14 protein-coding genes are annotated in these 16,221 nt (G+C 67.2%); 7 read left to right on the top strand and 7 right to left on the bottom strand.

The features are described 5' to 3' along the window. The 5 genes from pyrR to gshB all read right to left on the bottom strand — a co-directional run bounded on the left by pyrR (nucleotide 1) and on the right by gshB (nucleotide 3,598). Nucleotides 1-519, bottom strand: coding sequence for a bifunctional pyr operon transcriptional regulator/uracil phosphoribosyltransferase PyrR (gene pyrR / locus Q6A47_RS11895; RefSeq protein WP_039582744.1), 519 nt, complete (start codon nucleotides 517-519; stop codon nucleotides 1-3). 46 nt (nucleotides 520-565) lie between these two features. Further along, a complete protein-coding gene (gene ruvX, locus Q6A47_RS11900; RefSeq protein ID WP_116887414.1) occupies nucleotides 566-991 on the bottom strand; it encodes a Holliday junction resolvase RuvX in 426 nt (141 codons plus the stop codon). Further along, a complete protein-coding gene (locus Q6A47_RS11905) occupies nucleotides 991-1,560 on the bottom strand; it encodes a YqgE/AlgH family protein (protein WP_039582746.1) in 570 nt (189 codons plus the stop codon). Before Q6A47_RS11905 ends, ruvX begins: the two co-directional genes overlap by 1 nt. Before the next feature lie 61 nt (nucleotides 1,561-1,621). Continuing rightward, nucleotides 1,622-2,521 (bottom strand): energy transducer TonB, encoded by a 900-nt coding sequence (locus Q6A47_RS11910; RefSeq protein ID WP_304484413.1) that lies wholly within the window; start codon nucleotides 2,519-2,521, stop codon nucleotides 1,622-1,624. A gap of 120 nt (nucleotides 2,522-2,641) precedes the next feature. Next, nucleotides 2,642-3,598, bottom strand: coding sequence for a glutathione synthase (gene gshB, locus Q6A47_RS11915; RefSeq protein ID WP_029614260.1), 957 nt, complete (start codon nucleotides 3,596-3,598; stop codon nucleotides 2,642-2,644). Between the two features lie 234 nt (nucleotides 3,599-3,832). Between gshB and Q6A47_RS11920 the strand changes: the two genes are divergently transcribed. The 7 genes from Q6A47_RS11920 to trhA all read left to right on the top strand — a co-directional run bounded on the left by Q6A47_RS11920 (nucleotide 3,833) and on the right by trhA (nucleotide 13,768). Then, the gene (locus Q6A47_RS11920) at nucleotides 3,833-4,234 is read left to right on the top strand and encodes a response regulator (RefSeq protein ID WP_029614259.1); all 402 of its coding nucleotides are present in this window, start codon (nucleotides 3,833-3,835) and stop codon (nucleotides 4,232-4,234) included. A 46-nt stretch (nucleotides 4,235-4,280) separates the two neighbouring features. Next, on the top strand, nucleotides 4,281-4,646 hold the full coding sequence (gene pilH / locus Q6A47_RS11925; protein WP_029614258.1) for a twitching motility response regulator PilH: 366 nt from the start codon (nucleotides 4,281-4,283) through the stop codon (nucleotides 4,644-4,646). Further along, the gene (locus Q6A47_RS11930) at nucleotides 4,643-5,197 is read left to right on the top strand and encodes a chemotaxis protein CheW (RefSeq protein WP_039582750.1); all 555 of its coding nucleotides are present in this window, start codon (nucleotides 4,643-4,645) and stop codon (nucleotides 5,195-5,197) included. Before pilH ends, Q6A47_RS11930 begins: the two co-directional genes overlap by 4 nt. A 64-nt stretch (nucleotides 5,198-5,261) precedes the next feature. Beyond that, entirely contained in the window at nucleotides 5,262-7,283 is a 2,022-nt protein-coding gene (locus tag Q6A47_RS11935; RefSeq protein WP_116890006.1) for a methyl-accepting chemotaxis protein, read from the top strand. 10 nt (nucleotides 7,284-7,293) lie between these two features. Beyond that, complete coding sequence (locus Q6A47_RS11940; protein ID WP_304484414.1) at nucleotides 7,294-12,588, top strand: hybrid sensor histidine kinase/response regulator; 5,295 nt, start codon at nucleotides 7,294-7,296, stop codon at nucleotides 12,586-12,588. Beyond that, complete coding sequence (locus Q6A47_RS11945; RefSeq protein WP_039582751.1) at nucleotides 12,581-13,054, top strand: chemotaxis protein CheW; 474 nt, start codon at nucleotides 12,581-12,583, stop codon at nucleotides 13,052-13,054. Before Q6A47_RS11940 ends, Q6A47_RS11945 begins: the two co-directional genes overlap by 8 nt. A 96-nt stretch (nucleotides 13,055-13,150) precedes the next feature. Then, nucleotides 13,151-13,768, top strand: coding sequence for a PAQR family membrane homeostasis protein TrhA (gene trhA, locus Q6A47_RS11950; RefSeq protein ID WP_304484415.1), 618 nt, complete (start codon nucleotides 13,151-13,153; stop codon nucleotides 13,766-13,768). 149 nt (nucleotides 13,769-13,917) lie between these two features. Here the strand turns inward: trhA and Q6A47_RS11955 are convergent, their stop codons facing one another. Further along, nucleotides 13,918-14,637, bottom strand: coding sequence for a 16S rRNA (uracil(1498)-N(3))-methyltransferase (locus Q6A47_RS11955; protein ID WP_116887416.1), 720 nt, complete (start codon nucleotides 14,635-14,637; stop codon nucleotides 13,918-13,920). 87 nt (nucleotides 14,638-14,724) lie between these two features. Then, on the bottom strand, nucleotides 14,725-16,131 hold the full coding sequence (locus Q6A47_RS11960; RefSeq protein WP_304484416.1) for an adenosylmethionine--8-amino-7-oxononanoate transaminase: 1,407 nt from the start codon (nucleotides 16,129-16,131) through the stop codon (nucleotides 14,725-14,727). Nucleotides 16,132-16,221 lie beyond the last annotated feature (90 nt).

Below are 16,221 nucleotides of genomic sequence, written 5' to 3' on the forward strand. Positions count from 1 at the left end.
TTAAAGGGCGGATGCGGAGGCGAGGTCCTGGCGCTCGAGCGCGAGCGGCGCGGGACCGGTCAATTTTACCCGCTCATGGGCTGCCAGGGACAGCGTCGCGCCCAGTACGTTGGGACGGATCGGCAACTCGCCGGCGTCCAGGTCGAGCAGGCACACCAGGGTCACGCTGGCCGGGCGGCCGTAGTCGAACAGCTCGTTGAGCGCCGCGCGGATGGTGCGACCGCTCATCAGCACGTCATCGACCAGCACCAGGTGCTGGCCTTCGATCTCGAACGGCAGCTCGGAGGGGCGCACTTGCGGGTGCAGGCCGTTCTGGCTGAAATCGTCGCGGTAGAACGACACGTCGAGGGTGCCCAGCGGGCTGTGGTCGTCGAGTGCCTCTTGCAGGGCCTGGGCAACCCACACGCCACCGGTGCGGATACCGATGAAGCGGGGCTCGGCGATGGCGCGGCGCGCCAGGTGGGCGCGAAGGTCGACGGCCATCTGCCGGATCAGTGCGGCGGGATCGGGTAGGCTCATTGCGTGCTCCTTGGGGCGCCAGCAGGGCCGGCGGCAAAGCGGATGGTCAGGTATTGGCCTCCAGCCAGCCTTGCAGCAGCAGTGCCGCGGCGATGGCGTCGACCGGGTTGTCGCGGTAGCTGCCACGTGGCCCGCCGCGGGCCATTTGCTCGCCCTTGGCTTCGAAGGTGGTCAGGCGCTCGTCGTGGGTGTGTACCGGCAGGTTGTAGCGCCCGTTGAGGCGGCGGGCGAATTTCTCCGCACGCTCGCTCATTTCGCTCGGCGTGCCGTCCATGTTCAGCGGCAGGCCAACGACGATGGCATCGGGTTTCCATTCCTTGATCAGCTTTTCCACCTGGTTCCAGTCCGGCACGCCGTTCTGCGCCTTGAGCGTGCACAGCTCGCGGGCCTGACCGGTGATGACCTGGCCGACGGCGACGCCGATCTGGCGGGTGCCGTAGTCGAAGCCCAGCAGCAGGCGCAGCTCGGCCATCAGGCGTGTCCTGCCTGGCTGGTCAGCAGGGCGAGGTTGATGCCCAGGCTTTGCGCGGCCGCTTGCAGGCGTTGTTCGCAGGCCATGCCGAACAGGATGTTGGCGTCGAACGGGCAGTTGAGCCAGGCGTTGTCGGCCAGCTCTGCCTCCAGCTGTCCGGCTTCCCAGCCGGCGTAGCCCAGGGTGATCAGGCTCTGTTTCGGCCCGACGCCTTCGGCGATGGCGAACAGCACGTCCTGTGAGGTGGACAGCGACACACCTTGCAGCTCGACGGTGGCCTGGTAGCTGCATTCCGGGCTGTGCAGCACGAAGCCGCGGTCGGTCTGCACCGGGCCGCCCTGGTAGATGGGGATCTGCAGGGTGCTGGGTGCGGGCTCCTCGTCCGGGCGCAGTTGCTCGAGGATGTCGGCCAGGTACAGATCCTGCGGGCGGTTGACCACCAGCCCCATGGCACCGTTGGCATTGTGCTCGACGATGTAGGTGAGGGTCTGGGCAAAGTTCGGATCGGCCATGTGCGGCATGGCGATCAGGAACTGGTGCTTGAGGTAGCTGGGGGCGAGGGTTTTCATGAGGGGTAGTGTGGCGTCAGGTGGCGAGGCTGACAAGCTGGCCGTGCGGTGTCCGTACCGGTCAGTTGCTCGACAGCCGGTCGCCACGGGCGAAGCGCCAGGTGCGGATGATCTCCAGGCGGTCGTACTCGGCCAGGTCGCCGGTGAACGGTGCGAACGGTGCAGCCAGGCGCACGATGCGCTGGGCGGCCTGGTCGAGCAGCTTCTGGCCGGACGATTCGAGCACCAGCACCTCGTACAGCGAGCCATCGCGGTTGATCGACACCAGCAGGCGCAGGCTGCCGTAGAGCTGCTGACGGCGGGCTTCCTCCGGGTAGTTGAGGTTGCCGATGCGCTCGACTTTCTTGCGCCATTCCTCTTTGTACCAGGCGCCTTTGTCGCGCATGGTCGAGGCGGCGTTCAGGCGATGGATGCGCGGCCGCTTGGCGTACAACTGCTGCTCGTTGGACAGCTCGGCTTCCAGGCTGGCGATCTGGCTCGACAGCTGCGAGCTGTCGAAGGTCGGCGCCGCCTGCGCCGGTTTAGGCTGCGGCTTGCTCTCCTTGGGCGCGGTCTCGGCCTTCTGCGGCTTGCTCGCCTTGGTGGTCACTGCGGTTTTGGCCGGGGGCGGCGGCGTTTCCGCGCGGGCGGCCGGCGGCGGGGTGATTTTGTTGACCTTGCTGTCCTGGAACGGCGCCACCTCGGTGGTGGTGGGCACCGCCTTCTTGTCCAGTGTGCCGCTGCCTTGCTGGTTGTCCTGTGCCTGGAAGTCGGCCTTCTCGGGCGCTTTCTCGCTCTTGAAGGTGGCCAGGGTGATGTCCATGGTCTGGCGAATTTCGGCGGGCTTGATGACGTTGAAGCTCACGCCGAGGATCAACGCCAGGTGTACCAACGCCGCCAGGAACAAGGTAAAGCCAAGCCGATCCACCGGGCGTACGCGCGGTGGCAGCAGGTCGGCGGGAATATCGGCGGGCGATGTCATCTTGTGTCCCAGAGAAGCAGCTTCAAGCTTCAAGTTTCAAGCGGCAAGTAGAGGCGGTTCGGCGCTGGATCGCGCTTTTTCTTGCCGCTTGTAGCTTACCGCTTGCCGCTGAGCGCCAGCTTAGCGCTGAGCGCTCAGCTGGCGCTCGATGGCGTCCATCAGTTGGCCGCCGATGTCGGTGTTGTAGGCCGCGTCGATTTCGCGGATGCAGGTCGGGCTGGTGACGTTGATTTCGGTAAGCGAGTCGCCGATCACGTCCAGGCCCACGAACAGCAAGCCTTTTTCGCGCAGGGTCGGACCGACCTGGGCGGCGATCCAGCGGTCGCGCTCGGTCAGCGGGCGGGCTTCGCCGCGACCGCCTGCGGCCAGGTTGCCGCGGGTTTCGCCGCTGGCCGGGATGCGCGCCAGGCAGTAGGGCACCGGCTCGCCGTCGATCATCAGGATACGCTTGTCGCCATCGACGATCTGCGGCAGGTAGGCCTGCGCCATGATCTGCTGGTGACCGTGCTGGGTCAGGGTTTCCAGGATCACCGACAGGTTCGGGTCACCCTGGCGGTGGCGGAATACCGACGCCCCGCCCATGCCGTCGAGCGGCTTGAGGATCACGTCGCCGTGGGTGGCGGCGAACTCGCGCAGGATGTCGGCGCGGCGGCTGACCAGCGTCGGCGCCATGCACTGCGGGAACTGCGTGGCGAACAGCTTCTCGTTGCAGTCGCGCAGGCTCTGCGGCTTGTTGACGATCAACACGCCGTCGCGCTCGGCCTGCTCCAGCAGGTAGGTGCTGTAGACGAACTCCATGTCGAACGGCGGATCCTTGCGCATCAGGATCACGTCCAGCTCGCCCAGCGCGCTGTCCTGTTCCTCGCCCAGCTCGAACCAGCGCGTGGCATCGGCGAACACCTTCAGCGGTCGCATGCGCGCGCGCGCCTGCCCGGTGCCCTGGTACAGGTCGCGCTGCTCCATGTAGAACAGGCTCCAGCCGCGCGCCTGCGCCGCCAGCAGCATGGCCAGCGAACTGTCCTTCTTATAGGAAATGGACGCGATGGGGTCCATGACAATCCCGAGGCGAACGCTCATGGGGTAAATCCTCTTGGCGACCGGCGGCCGCGATGGCACGAAAGAAAAGTGGCTCAGGGTGGCGCCGCAAACGCGGCGGGTCAAGGGGCAGGCAGATGCAATGGCCCTGCGGACTGTGTTAAAAAAGCAGCTTCGAGCGTGTAGCGGCAAGCGGCGAATGGACGCGGATCGGCTCGGTCTGCGCTTCTGCTGTGGCTTGCGCGCCTGCACTCACCTGCGCACGGGTAGACGTCTATGGAACAACCTCTGAAGGTGATGGTGATCGACGACTCGCGCACCATCCGCCGGACCGCCCAGACGCTGCTAGGGGAGGTGGGTTGCGAGGTGATCACCGCCAGCGACGGTTTCGATGCCCTGGCCAAGATCGTCGATCATGCGCCGCGGATCATCTTCGTCGATGTGCTGATGCCGCGCCTGGACGGCTACCAGACCTGCGCGATCATCAAGCACAACGCGCTGTTCAAGGACACCCCGGTGGTGCTGCTGTCCTCGCGCGATGGCTTGTTCGACAAGGCCCGCGGGCGGGTGGTCGGCTCCGACCAGTTCCTGACCAAGCCGTTCACCAAGGAAGAATTGCTCGAAGCGATCCGCGTGCATGTGCCCGGATTCGCCGAACATGCACACCACGCACCCTGACCGCGCCGCGCCGGCGCGGTCTTCATGTTTCTGATGGGGAAACCGCATGGCCCGAGTTCTGATCGTCGACGACTCGCAGACAGAGATGCAAAAACTCACCGGATGGCTGCAACAGCACGGCTACGAGGTGCTCAAGGCCGAAACCGGTGCAGACGGCGTGGCCCTGGCGCGCCAGGAAAAACCCGACGCGGTGCTCATGGACATCGTCATGCCGGGCATGAACGGCTTCCAGGCCACCCGGCAGTTGAGCAAAGACCCCGAGACCTGCGCCATTCCGGTGATCATGGTCACCACCAAGGACCAGGACACCGACCGCATCTGGGCCACGCGCCAGGGCGCGCGCGACTTCCTCACCAAACCCGTGGAAGAACACGCGCTGATCGCCAAGCTGGCCGAAGTGCTGGGCACTTGACCACCCGCCCCCAGGGCGCGTCGCTGACCGCGTTCGAGCTGCTGCTGGACATCGACCGCCGCTGCCGCCTGCTGGTGGCCGACCAGCCGCCGCAGGACACGCGCCTGCAGCACTGGAGCGGCATCGGTTTTCGCATCGCCGGGCAGTGGTTCGTCGCGCCCATGGGGGAAATCGCCGAAGTGCTGCGCGAACCGCGCAGCAGCCGCGTGCCGGGCGTGCAGCCCTGGGTGCGCGGGGTGGCCAACCTGCGCGGCAGATTGCTGCCGGTGATGGACCTGTCGGCCTTTCTTGGCCTAGGCCCGGCAGCGGCGGGCAAGCAGCGGCGGGTGCTGGTGCTGGACCACGACGACCTGTTCGTCGGCCTGCTGGTCGACGAAGTGGTCGGCCTGCAGCATTTCGCCCTCGACAGCCTTGCGCTGTCGCCGCCGCAGCCGCTGATTCGCGCGGCGGCGCCGTTCGTACAGGGGCATTTCCCCCGCGAGCACAACTGGGCGATCTTCAGCCCTTTCGCCCTGGCCCAGGCGCCAGGCTTTCTCGATGTGGCGTTGTGAGGCCCCTGCGACAGTGAACCCTTCGATCCCCAGCAAGCCCACCCCGACCGTCGTTCCGGAAGCGGTGGCCCAGCGTCCACGCAGCACCGCGCAGATCACCGTGCTGTTCGTGGTGCTGATCCTGTCGATCGTGCTGCTGTTCGCCAACTTCGCCTACCTCAACACCCAGTCCAGCCACGACAAGCAGTACATCGGTCATGCCGGCGAGCTGCGCGTGCTGTCCCAGCGCATCGCCAAGAACGCCACCGAAGCGGCGGCGGGCAAGGCCTTGGCGTTCCGTCTGCTGTCCGATGCACGCAACGACTTCGAGCGGCGCTGGAAGTACCTGCGCGAGGGCGACAAGACCACCGGGCTGCCACCGGCGCCGGCCACCGTGCGCGACGAGATGGACGCGGTGCGCCAGGACTGGGAAAACCTGCGCCGCAACACCGACACCATCCTGGCCAGCGAACAGACCGTGTTGTCGTTGCATCAAGTGGCGGCGACCCTGGCCGAGACCGTGCCGCAGTTGCAGGTCGAGTACGAGAAAGTGGTGGAAATCCTGCTGCAAAGCGGCGCACCGGCCAGCCAAGTGGCCGTGGCCCAGCGCCAGTTGCTGCTGGCCGAGCGGATTCTCGGCTCGGTCAACACCGTGCTTGGCGGCGACGAGGCGGCGGTGCAGGCCGCCGACACCTTCGGCCGCGATGCCAGCCGCTTCGGCCAGGTGCTGCAGGGCATGCTCGACGGCAATGCCGCGATCCAGGTGACCCGCGTCGAAGATCCCGACGCCCGTGCGCGCCTGGCTGAAATCGCCGAGCTGTTCCAGTTCGTCTCCGGTTCGGTGGACGAAATTCTCGAAACCTCCCCAGAGCTGCAGCGCGTGCGCGAGGCGGCGAGCAACATCTTCAGCCTGTCGCAGACCTTGCTCGACGAAGCCTCGCACCTGGCCACCGGCTTCGAGAACCTGGCCGGACGCACCCTGGATACCGTGGGCGGCTACGTGCTGGGCCTGCTGGCGCTGACCTCGATCATCCTCATCGGCCTGGTGATGGTGCGCGCCACCAATCGCCAGTTGCGCGACACGGCGCAGAAGAACGAACGCAACCAGCAGGCGATCATGCGCCTGCTCGACGAGATCGAAGAATTGGCCGACGGCGACCTGACCGTGAATGTCTCGGTCACCGAAGACTTCACCGGGGCCATCGCCGATTCCATCAACTATTCGGTGGACCAGTTGCGCGACCTGGTGGCGACCATCAACCACAGTGCCGAGCAGGTCGCCGCCGCCGTGCAGGATACCCAGAACACCGCGCGCCAGTTGGCCAAGGCCTCGGAGCACCAGGCCGATCAGATCAGCGAGGCGTCGCTGGCGGTGGGCGACATGGTCGAGTCGATCGACCGCGTGTCGGCCCACGCCTACGAGTCGGCCAAGGTGGCCGAGCGCTCGGTGGCCATCGCCAACAAAGGCAACGAAGTGGTGCACAACACCATCGACGGCATGGACAACATCCGTGAGCAGATCCAGGACACCGCCAAGCGCATCAAGCGCCTGGGCGAGTCGTCCCAGGAGATCGGCGATATCGTCAGCCTGATCGACGACATTGCCGAGCAGACCAACATCCTGGCGCTCAACGCGGCGATCCAGGCGTCGCTGGCGGGCGAGGCCGGTCGCGGTTTCGCGGTGGTCGCCGATGAAGTCCAGCGCCTGGCCGAGCGCTCGTCGTCGGCCACCCGGCAGATCGAGGCGTTGGTGCGCACCATCCAGGCCGACACCAACGAAGCGGTGATCTCCATGGAGCAGACCACCGCCGAAGTGGTGCGCGGCGCGCGCCTGGCCCAGGACGCCGGCGTGGCCCTGGCCGAGATCGAAGGCGTGTCGCAGACCCTGGCCGACCTGATCCACAGCATTTCCGATGCCGCGCAATTGCAGACCTCGTCGGCCGGGCAGATTTCCCACACCATGGCGGTGATCCAGCAGATCACCGCACAGACTTCCCACGGCTCCGGCGCCACCGCCGACAGCATCCGCCACCTGGCGAAGATGGCCAGCGAGATGCGTCGCTCAGTCTCGGGGTTCACCCTGCCGCCGCCGGCCGAGCCGAGCTGAGGCGCCGTCGATGGCCATCACCCCCATGAACCCCGCACGCCACGACACCGTCGCCCTGAGCTGGAGCAAACCGGCCATCGCCGGATGCCTGGCCCAGGCCCGCCAAGCCCTCGAACGCTTCGCCAGCGAACCGGGCGAGCCTGCCCACCTGGCGCCGATGGTGGACAACCTGCACCAGGTCCATGGCTGCCTGGCGCTGCTCGAACTCAAGGGGGCCGCGCGCCTGGCCGAAGAGCTCGAACAGCTCGGGCGGGCGCTGCTCGACGGCCAGGTCAGCCCGCGCGGCGACTGCCTGGGCGCGCTGTTCCGTGGCCTGGAGCAACTGCCGTCCTACCTCGAGCGCCTGCGCGGCGCGCGCCACGACCTGCCGCTGGTGGTGCTGCCGCTGCTCAACCAGTTGCGCCTGTGCCGTGGCGCCGAGGCGCTGGCCCAGGACAGCCTGATGGGCGAGGCCGCGCAGCGCCTGGCCGGGGCCAGTGACCTGGCCAATCTCGACCTGTCGCTGGGCAGTTGGCGCGACCAGTTGCAGGCCGGTCAGGGGCGCGATGCCCTGCGCTCGGTGATCACTGCCCTGTGCGACGACCTGGTGCGCATCAAGGAGCGCCTCGACCCGTTCATGGCCGGTGGCCAAGCCCCGCGCGAGCCGCTGCAACGCTTGCTGGCGCCGCTGCGGCACGTGGCCGACACCCTGGCGGTGCTCGGCTTCCAGCAGCCACGGCGGGTGATCATCGACCAGGTGCTGGCGTTGCAGGCGCTGGTCGAGGGTGAGAAGGCGGTCAGCGATGCGCTGCTGATGGACGTGGCCGGCGCCTTGCTGTACGTCGAGGCGACGCTCAACGGTATGGTCGGCGGCCTGGCCGAAGGGCTGGAAGGCGGCATGCCCGGCGCCGAGCTGGGCGAAATCCGCCAGCGGGTGTTCGAAGAATCGCTGTCGGTGCTGCAACAGGCCAAGGACCTGTTGAGCGACTGCCTGGAGTGCGACTGGTCGCGTCAGCGCCTGTTACCGTTGCCGGGCCTGTTGCAGCAAGTACGCGGCGCGCTGGCCATGCTCATGTTGGCGAACGCGTCCGAGTTGTTCGGCCTGTGCGCGGCCCATGTGCAGGACGCGCTGCTGCCGCTGGAACAGGTGCCGCCCGAGGCGCAGCTCACACCGCTGGCCGAGGCCCTGAGTGCGCTGGAGTGTTACCTGCAATGGCAAGTGGCGGACCCGCTGGCCGATGCCGGGCATTTTCTCGACCTGGCCGGCACCCGCCTGGCCTCGCTGGGGCTGCGCGGCAGCGGCGAGACCGAGGCGGGTGAACTGCCCGCCGCACAGGACGGCGTTGACGAGACCCTGCGCGAGGTGTTCCTCGAAGAAGCCGGCGAGCTGCTGCCGGAAATCGAGCGCCAGTGGTTGCGCTGGCGCGCCGACGATCACCCGCGCGAGGCGTTGATCGCCTTGCGCCGCGCCCTGCACACGCTCAAGGGCAGCGGGCGGATGGTCGAGGCGCGGGCCGTGGCCGAACTGGCCTGGGCGGCCGAACATCTGCTCAATCGCGCCCTCGAAGGGCGCGTCGCGCTGGGCGGCGAGGGCCTGGTGGCCTTGCAGCAAGCCTTCGTGCATCTACCCGACCTGCTCGCCGATTTCGCCGTCGGTCAGCCGCCACGCCTGGCGGAGCTTGAGCGGCTGGGCGATCACTTGCATGCCCTGGCGGTGCGCGATAAGCCGCCGCCCAGCACCGTCGAAGGGCTCGACCCGCAGTTGCTGGAGATCTTCCGCAACGAAGCCCAGGGCCACCTGGCCAGCCTCGACGCGTTTCTGCTTGCTGCCCAGGGTCAGGATGCAGCGGTCACCGACGCCCTGCAACGTGCCCTGCACACGCTCAAAGGCAGCGCGGCCATGGCCGGGGTGATGCCCATCGCCGAGTTGGCCACTGCCTTCGACCGTCTGGCGCGCGAGTACAAAGTGCATCAATTGCCGGTGCAGGTAAGCGATCTGGACGCGCTGACTGCGGCTGGCACGCTGTTCCGGCAGGGCCTGGCGCAGCTCGACAGTGCGCCACTGGCGGCCATCCCCGGCGCCGCCGCCCTGATCGAACAGGTGGGCGAGGCGGTGGATGCGCGCCTGGCTGCATTGCAGCACGAGCCGGCGCACGCGCGCCGCGTACGCCGCGACCCACAGATCATCGCCAGCTTCCTGGCCCAAGGCATGGACAGCCTGCTCGATGCCGAATCGCTGCTGTCGCGCTGGCAGGAGCACCCTCGCGAGGGCCAGGCGCTGGAGACCTTGCTGGACGAATTGACCACCCTGGGCCACGCCGCCCACCTGGCCGATTTCTGGCAGGTGGACGCGCTCTGCGAAGCCTTGCTCGACCTGTACGGGGCCGTGGAGGAAGGGCGTCTGGTGGCCGATGCGCGCTTTTTCGCCCAGGCGCGCCAGGCCCACGAACGGCTGCTCGACATGTTCGACGAGATCGCTGCCGGGCAGGACATCACGCCAGCCGACGACTGCCAGCACGCCTTGCGCGCGCTGCTCGACGGTGCGCTCGACCCGGCCACCAGCGGTGTGGTTCGTGCCGACGGCGTGACGCCGCTGGCGGCGGCCGTGGACCTGCCGGAACCGGCGGTGGTGCAACTGTTCCTCGACGAAGCCAGCGATATCCTCGACAGCGCCCAGCAGGCCCTGCAGCGCTGGCAGCAGGCGCCGGAGGGCGTCTCGGCGCTGTCGGCCCTGCAGCAGGACGTGCAGACCCTGCGCGGCGGCGCGCAACTGGCGGCGATCGGCCCGGTCGAAGTGCTGGCCCAGGAGCTGGCACGGGTCTACGAGGGCCTGGTCGACCGCCGCCTGCGCGCCGACAGCACGCTGGCCGAGTTGCTGCAGCGCAGCCATGCGGCGCTGGCGCAGATGCTCGACGACCTGCGCCAGGGCCAACTGCCCGCCTCGGCGGTGGCGCTGCTGGGAGAACTGCGCGAGTTTCGCCATGCCCCGCCGTCGCAGTTGCCCCTGGACGCGCCGGTCGATGACGAACAGGCACCGGCCGACAAGGAACTGCTGGAGGTTTTCCTCGAGGAAAGCTCCGACATCGTCGAGAGCGCCGCCGCCGCGTTGGCCCGTTGGCAGGCCGACCCGCGCAATCGCGCCGAAGCGGAGAACCTGCTGCGCGACCTGCACACCCTCAAGGGCGGCGCGCGCATGGTGCAGATCGCCGCCATCGGCGATCTGGCCCACGAGCTCGAGTTTCTCTACGAACTGCTCGCCGCCGGTCGCCTACCGCCGACCCCGGCCTTGTTCAGCCTGTTGCAGAACTGCCACGACCGTGTGGCGCAAATGATCGATGCCGTGCGCCTGGGCCAACCGCTGCATGCGGCGACCGCGCTGATCGACTACATCCGCAACTTCTCCAGCGCTGCCCTCACCGACAGCGCAGCGGGCCAGGCGACGGTTCAGGCCGAACCTGCCGAGGCGCCGGCACTGGCACCGGAGCGCACGCCTGCAGACCTGGTCAAGGTCGATGCCGAACTGCTCGACGACCTCGGCAACCTGGCCAGCGAGCACGCGATCATTCGCGGGCGCATCGAGCAGCAGGTCAACGATGCGCAGTTCGCCTTGAGCGAAATGGAAACCACGTTGGAGCGCATGCGCGACCAACTGCTGCGCCTGGACACCGAGACCCAGGGGCGCATGGCCGGTCGCTGGCAGGCCGAGGGCGATGTCTACGATGACTTCGACCCGCTGGAGATGGACCGTCACTCGCAGTTGCAGCAGTTGTCCCAGGCCCTGTTCGAGTCGGCCTCCGACCTGCTCGACCTGAAGGAAACCCTGGCGCTCAAGACCCAGGAGGCGCAGGGCCTGTTGCAGCAGCAGGCGCGGATCAACAGCCAGTTGCAGGAGGGCCTGACCGCCACCCTGATGGTGCCCTTCGAGCGCCTGGTGCCGCGCTTGCAACGCGTGGTGCGACAAGTGGCCAGCGAGCTGGGCAAGCAGGTGGAACTGGTGGTCGGCAACGCCGAGGGCGAGCTCGATCGCAGCGTGCTCGAACGCATGGTTGCGCCGCTGGAGCACATGCTGCGCAACGCCGTGGACCATGGCCTGGAGCCGCGCGAGGTGCGCCTGGCGGCCGGCAAGCCGGAGCAGGGCACCATTCACCTGGACCTGCTCCACGAAGGCGCCGACATCGTCATCGAGATGAGCGACGATGGCGCCGGTGTGCCGCTGGAGGCGGTGCGCAACAAGGCCATCAAGCGCGGCCTGCTGGCGCCACAGGCGCAGTTGAGCGATCACGAGATTTTGCAGTTCATCCTGCGCCCTGGCTTTTCCACCGCCGAGAAGATCACCCAGATTTCCGGTCGCGGCCTGGGCATGGACGTGGTGCATGAAGAGGTCAAGCAGCTCGGCGGCTCGATGAGCATCGAGTCCAGTGCCGGCAAGGGCGCGCGCTTCCAGATCCGCCTGCCGTTCACGGTGTCGCTGAATCGGGCGCTGATGGTGCACCTGGGCGAGGAGCAGTACGCGATCCCGCTCAACACCATCGAAGGCATCGTCCGGGTGCCGCCCGCCGAGCTCGAAGCCTGTTACCAGCAGGACCCGCCGCGCTACCGCTACGGTGGCCAGGACTATGCCCTGCGCTATCTCGGTGAGCTGCTCCAGGCGGTCGCGCGTCCGCGTCTGTTGGGGCAGCGCGTGCCGTTGCCGGTGCTGCTGGTGCATGCCCAGGAGCAGTCGTTCGCGATCCAGGCCGATGGCCTGTCACCCAGCCGCGAGATCGTGGTCAAGAGCCTGGGGCCGCAGTTCGCTGCGGTGCCGGGGCTGTCGGGCGCGACCTTGCTGGGCGATGGCCGGGTAGTGCTGATTCTCGACGTGCTCGGGCAACTGCGCGGCCAGCAACGGCGCCTGGCACGGCTGCCGTTGGGCGAGGGCGGACGACGCCCGCTGCTGGGCCCGGCGCCGCGACGTCAGTTGCTGGTGATGGTGGTGGACGACTCGGTCACCGTGCGCAAGGTCACCAGCCGCTTGCTCGAGCGGCACGGCATGAGCGTGCTGACCGCCAAGGACGGCGTCGATGCCATGGCGCTGCTGGAGCAGCACCGTCCCGACGTGCTGTTGCTGGACATCGAAATGCCGCGCATGGACGGTTTCGAGGTGGCGACGCGGATCCGCCGCGACAGCCGTCTGAGCGCGCTGCCGATCATCATGATCACCTCGCGCACCGGCCAGAAGCACCGTGAGCGGGCCATGGCCATTGGCGTCAACGAGTACCTCGGCAAGCCGTATCAGGAGTCGCTCCTGCTGCAAAGCATCGCCCACTGGAGCCAGCCCCATGCTTGAACATATCGCCGGCCAGCGCAGCAGCCTTACCGGGCTGTTGCTGCCTTTGGGCGACCGCACCCTGGTGCTGCCCAACGTCGCCGTGGCCGAACTGATCGGCGAGCGTGCCTGGGTGTGCGAGCGCTTCGCGTTGAACTGGCACATGGGCTGGCTCGACTGGCGCCAGCAGCGCCTGCCGCTGATCGGCTTCGAGGCCGCCTGCGGCGGGCAGACCCCGTGCGGCGAGCGGGCGCGCATCGTGGTGCTCAACGCCCTGGGCGACACCGGCCTGCGCTACCTGGCGCTGCTGCTGCAGGGCATTCCTCGCTCGTGCAAGCTCGACAGCCAGCTCAACTATGTGGACGTGCCCCTGGGGCCGTTCGAGCTGGCGGCGGTGCAGGTGGGCGAGCAAGTGGCCCACGTTCCCGACCTCGCGGCGCTGGAGCGCCTGGTGCGTGACGCCGATCTGCAACCTGGGGCGGGGTAGAGTTGTCGTTTTACCGGTCTGGTCGCGGGTTGCCCGCGATCTGGCGGCATGGTCTTCAGACCGGAACCCCGTCTTTTTCAAAAGGTCTCTGTCTGCATGTATTACGGTGAACGCTTCAATGCTTGGACTCACCTGTTCGGCGCCTTGCTGGCGGCGGTCGGTGCCATTTGGCTGGTGATCATCGCGGGGTTGCAGGGCGACCCGTGGAAGATCGTCAGCTTTTCGATCTACGGTTTCACCCTGCTGTTGCTCTACAGCATCTCCACGCTCTACCACAGCACCCGTGGGCGGACGAAGGTGATCATGCGCAAGCTCGATCATCTGTCGATCTATTTGCTAATTGCCGGCAGCTACACGCCGTTCTGCCTGGTCAGCCTGCGCGGGCCGTGGGGCTGGAGCTTGTTCGGGGTGGTCTGGGGGTTGGCGCTGATCGGCATGCTGCAGGAGATCAAGCCGCGTTCCGAGGCGCGCATCCTGTCGATCATCATCTACGCGGTCATGGGCTGGATCGTGCTGGTGGCGGTCGATCCCTTGCTGCGTCAGTTGGGTACCGCTGGCTTCACCTGGCTGGCGGCCGGCGGCGTGTTGTACACCGTCGGCATCATTTTCTTCGCCTTCGACAGCCGCTTCCGTCACTGGCACGGCATCTGGCACCTGTTCGTCATCGCCGGCAGCCTGATGCACTTCGTCGCGGTGTCGCTCTACGTGGCCTGAGCGGCTTTAGGCTCTGTCTGAAAAGCCCTGATACTTGGTGATCCTGCGTTGAAAACAGCCTCGGAATGCTCATTTACAACCAGTAAACTCCGCTTCCTCGGCTGTTTTCGCCTTGTCTCCCCGGCGTTTCAGAACTTTTCAGACAGAGCCTAGAAGTCGCCCCACAGCTGCTGTGCCACCGACAGCGCCACCACCGGCGCAGTTTCGGTGCGCAGCACGCGCGGGCCGAGGCGGGCAGCCTGGAAACCGGCGGCGTTGGCCTGCTCCACTTCCAGCTCGCTCAGGCCGCCCTCGGGACCGATCAAAAAGGCCAGGCGTGCGGGTTTGGCATGGCTGACCAGCGGCTCGGCCACCGGGTGCAGCACCAGCTTCAGGTCGGCGTCGGTCGCTTTCAGCCACTCGGCCAGGGTCACCGGTGCATGGATCGTCGGCAGGCTGGAGCGGCCACATTGCTCGCAGGCGCTGATCGCCACCTGCCGCCAGTGGGCCAGGCGCTTGTCGGCGCGCTCGTCCTTCAGGCGCACTTCGCAGCGTTCGCTGACGATCGGGGTGATGGCGTTGACGCCCAGCTCGGTGGCCTTCTGGATCGCCCAGTCCATGCGCTCGCCGCGCGACAGGCCTTGACCCAAGTGGATGTGCAGCGGTGAGTCCGGCTGACCGGCCAGGGCCTGGTCGAGGCCGACCCGCACGGATTTCTTGCCCACTTCGAGCAACTGGCCGAGGTACTCCTGGCCGCTGCCGTCGAACAACTGCACGGCGTCACCCGCGCTCATGCGCAGCACGCGACCGATGTAATGGGCCTGGGCTTCGGGGAGTTCGTGCTCGCCGAGGCTCAGGGGGGCGTCGATGAAGAAGCGGGACAGTCTCATGGTTTGGCTCGAAAGGGGCGTGGGCATCATCCGCTGTCGGCGCGGCGAACTGCCATGCCGACAGGGTCTGGCGGTGGGCTCGAGGGGTTAGCCCGGATCGCGGAAGTCCGGGTGAAAATCAGCGGGCACGGCCACGCTGACCCGATCACGGGTAGCGATATCGATGCCTTCGCTGGCCACCTCGGCGAGGAAGTCGATCTGCTCCGGGGCGATCACGTACGGCGGCAGGAAGTACACCACACTGCCCAGCGGGCGCAGCAGGGCGCCACGGCTCAGGGCGTGCTCGAACACCTTCAGCCCGCGACGCTCCTGCCAGGGGTAGGCAACCTTGCCGGCCTTGTCCTTGACCATCTCGATGGCCAGGGCCATGCCGGTCTGACGGACCTCGGCCACGTGCGGGTGCTCGACCAGGTGCGCGGTGGCGCTGGCCATGCGCGCCGAAAGCGCTTTGTTGGCCTCGATCACCTGGTCCTGTTCGAAGATGTCCAGGGTGGCCAAGGCCGCCGCGCAGGCCAGCGGGTTGCCGGTATAGCTGTGCGAGTGGAGGAAGGCGCGCAGGGTCGGGTAGTCGTCGTAGAACGCCTGGTACACGTCATCGGTGGTCAGGCAGGCGGCCAGCGGCAGGTAGCCGCCGGTCAGGGCCTTGGACAGGCAGAGGAAGTCCGGGCGGATGCCGGCCTGCTCGCAGGCGAACATCGTGCCGGTGCGGCCGAAGCCCACGGCGATTTCGTCGTGGATCAGGTGCACGCCGTAGCGATCGCACGCCTCGCGCAGCAGCTTGAGGTACACCGGATGGTACATGCGCATGCCGCCGGCGCCCTGGATCAGCGGCTCGACGATCACCGCGGCGACGCTGGCATGGTGCTCGGCCAGGGTCTGCTCCATCACCGCGAACAGGTTGCGCGAGTGCTCCTCCCAGCCCATGCCTTCCGGGCGCAGGTAGCAGTCCGGGCTGGGCACCTTGAGGGTGTCGAGCAGCAGCGCCTTGTAGGTTTCGGTGAACAGCGGCACATCGCCCACCGACATCGCGGCGATGGTCTCGCCGTGGTAGCTGTTGGTCAGGGTGACGAAGCGCTTCTTGTCCGGCTGGCCCTTGTTCTGCCAGTAGTGGAAGCTCATCTTCAGCGCCACTTCGATGCACGACGAGCCGTTGTCGGCGTAGAACACCCGGTCCAGGCCGGCTGGGGTCATGGCCACCAGGCGTTCGGACAACTCGATCACTGGCTGGTGGCTGAAGCCTGCGAGGATCACGTGTTCGAGCTGGTCGACCTGGTCCTTGATGCGCTGGTTGATGCGCGGATTGGCGTGACCGAACACGTTGACCCACCAGGAGCTGACCGCATCCAGGTAGCGCTTGCCTTCGAAGTCCTCCAGCCACACGCCTTCGCCGCGACGAATCGGTATCAGCGGCAGGTGCTCGTGGTCTTTCATCTGGGTGCAGGGGTGCCACAGGACCTTGAGGTCGCGCTGCATCCACTGTTGATTCAGGCCCATGGGCAAATCTCCTGGCGGGGCATTTAGGCTCTGTCTGAACGGCATCGACTCGCCCATACGGCGTTGAAACGGGGCTCGCGTGCGCGTGTG

The organism is Pseudomonas boreofloridensis (assembly GCF_030580795.1).
Lineage (GTDB): Bacteria > Pseudomonadota > Gammaproteobacteria > Pseudomonadales > Pseudomonadaceae > Aquipseudomonas > Aquipseudomonas boreofloridensis.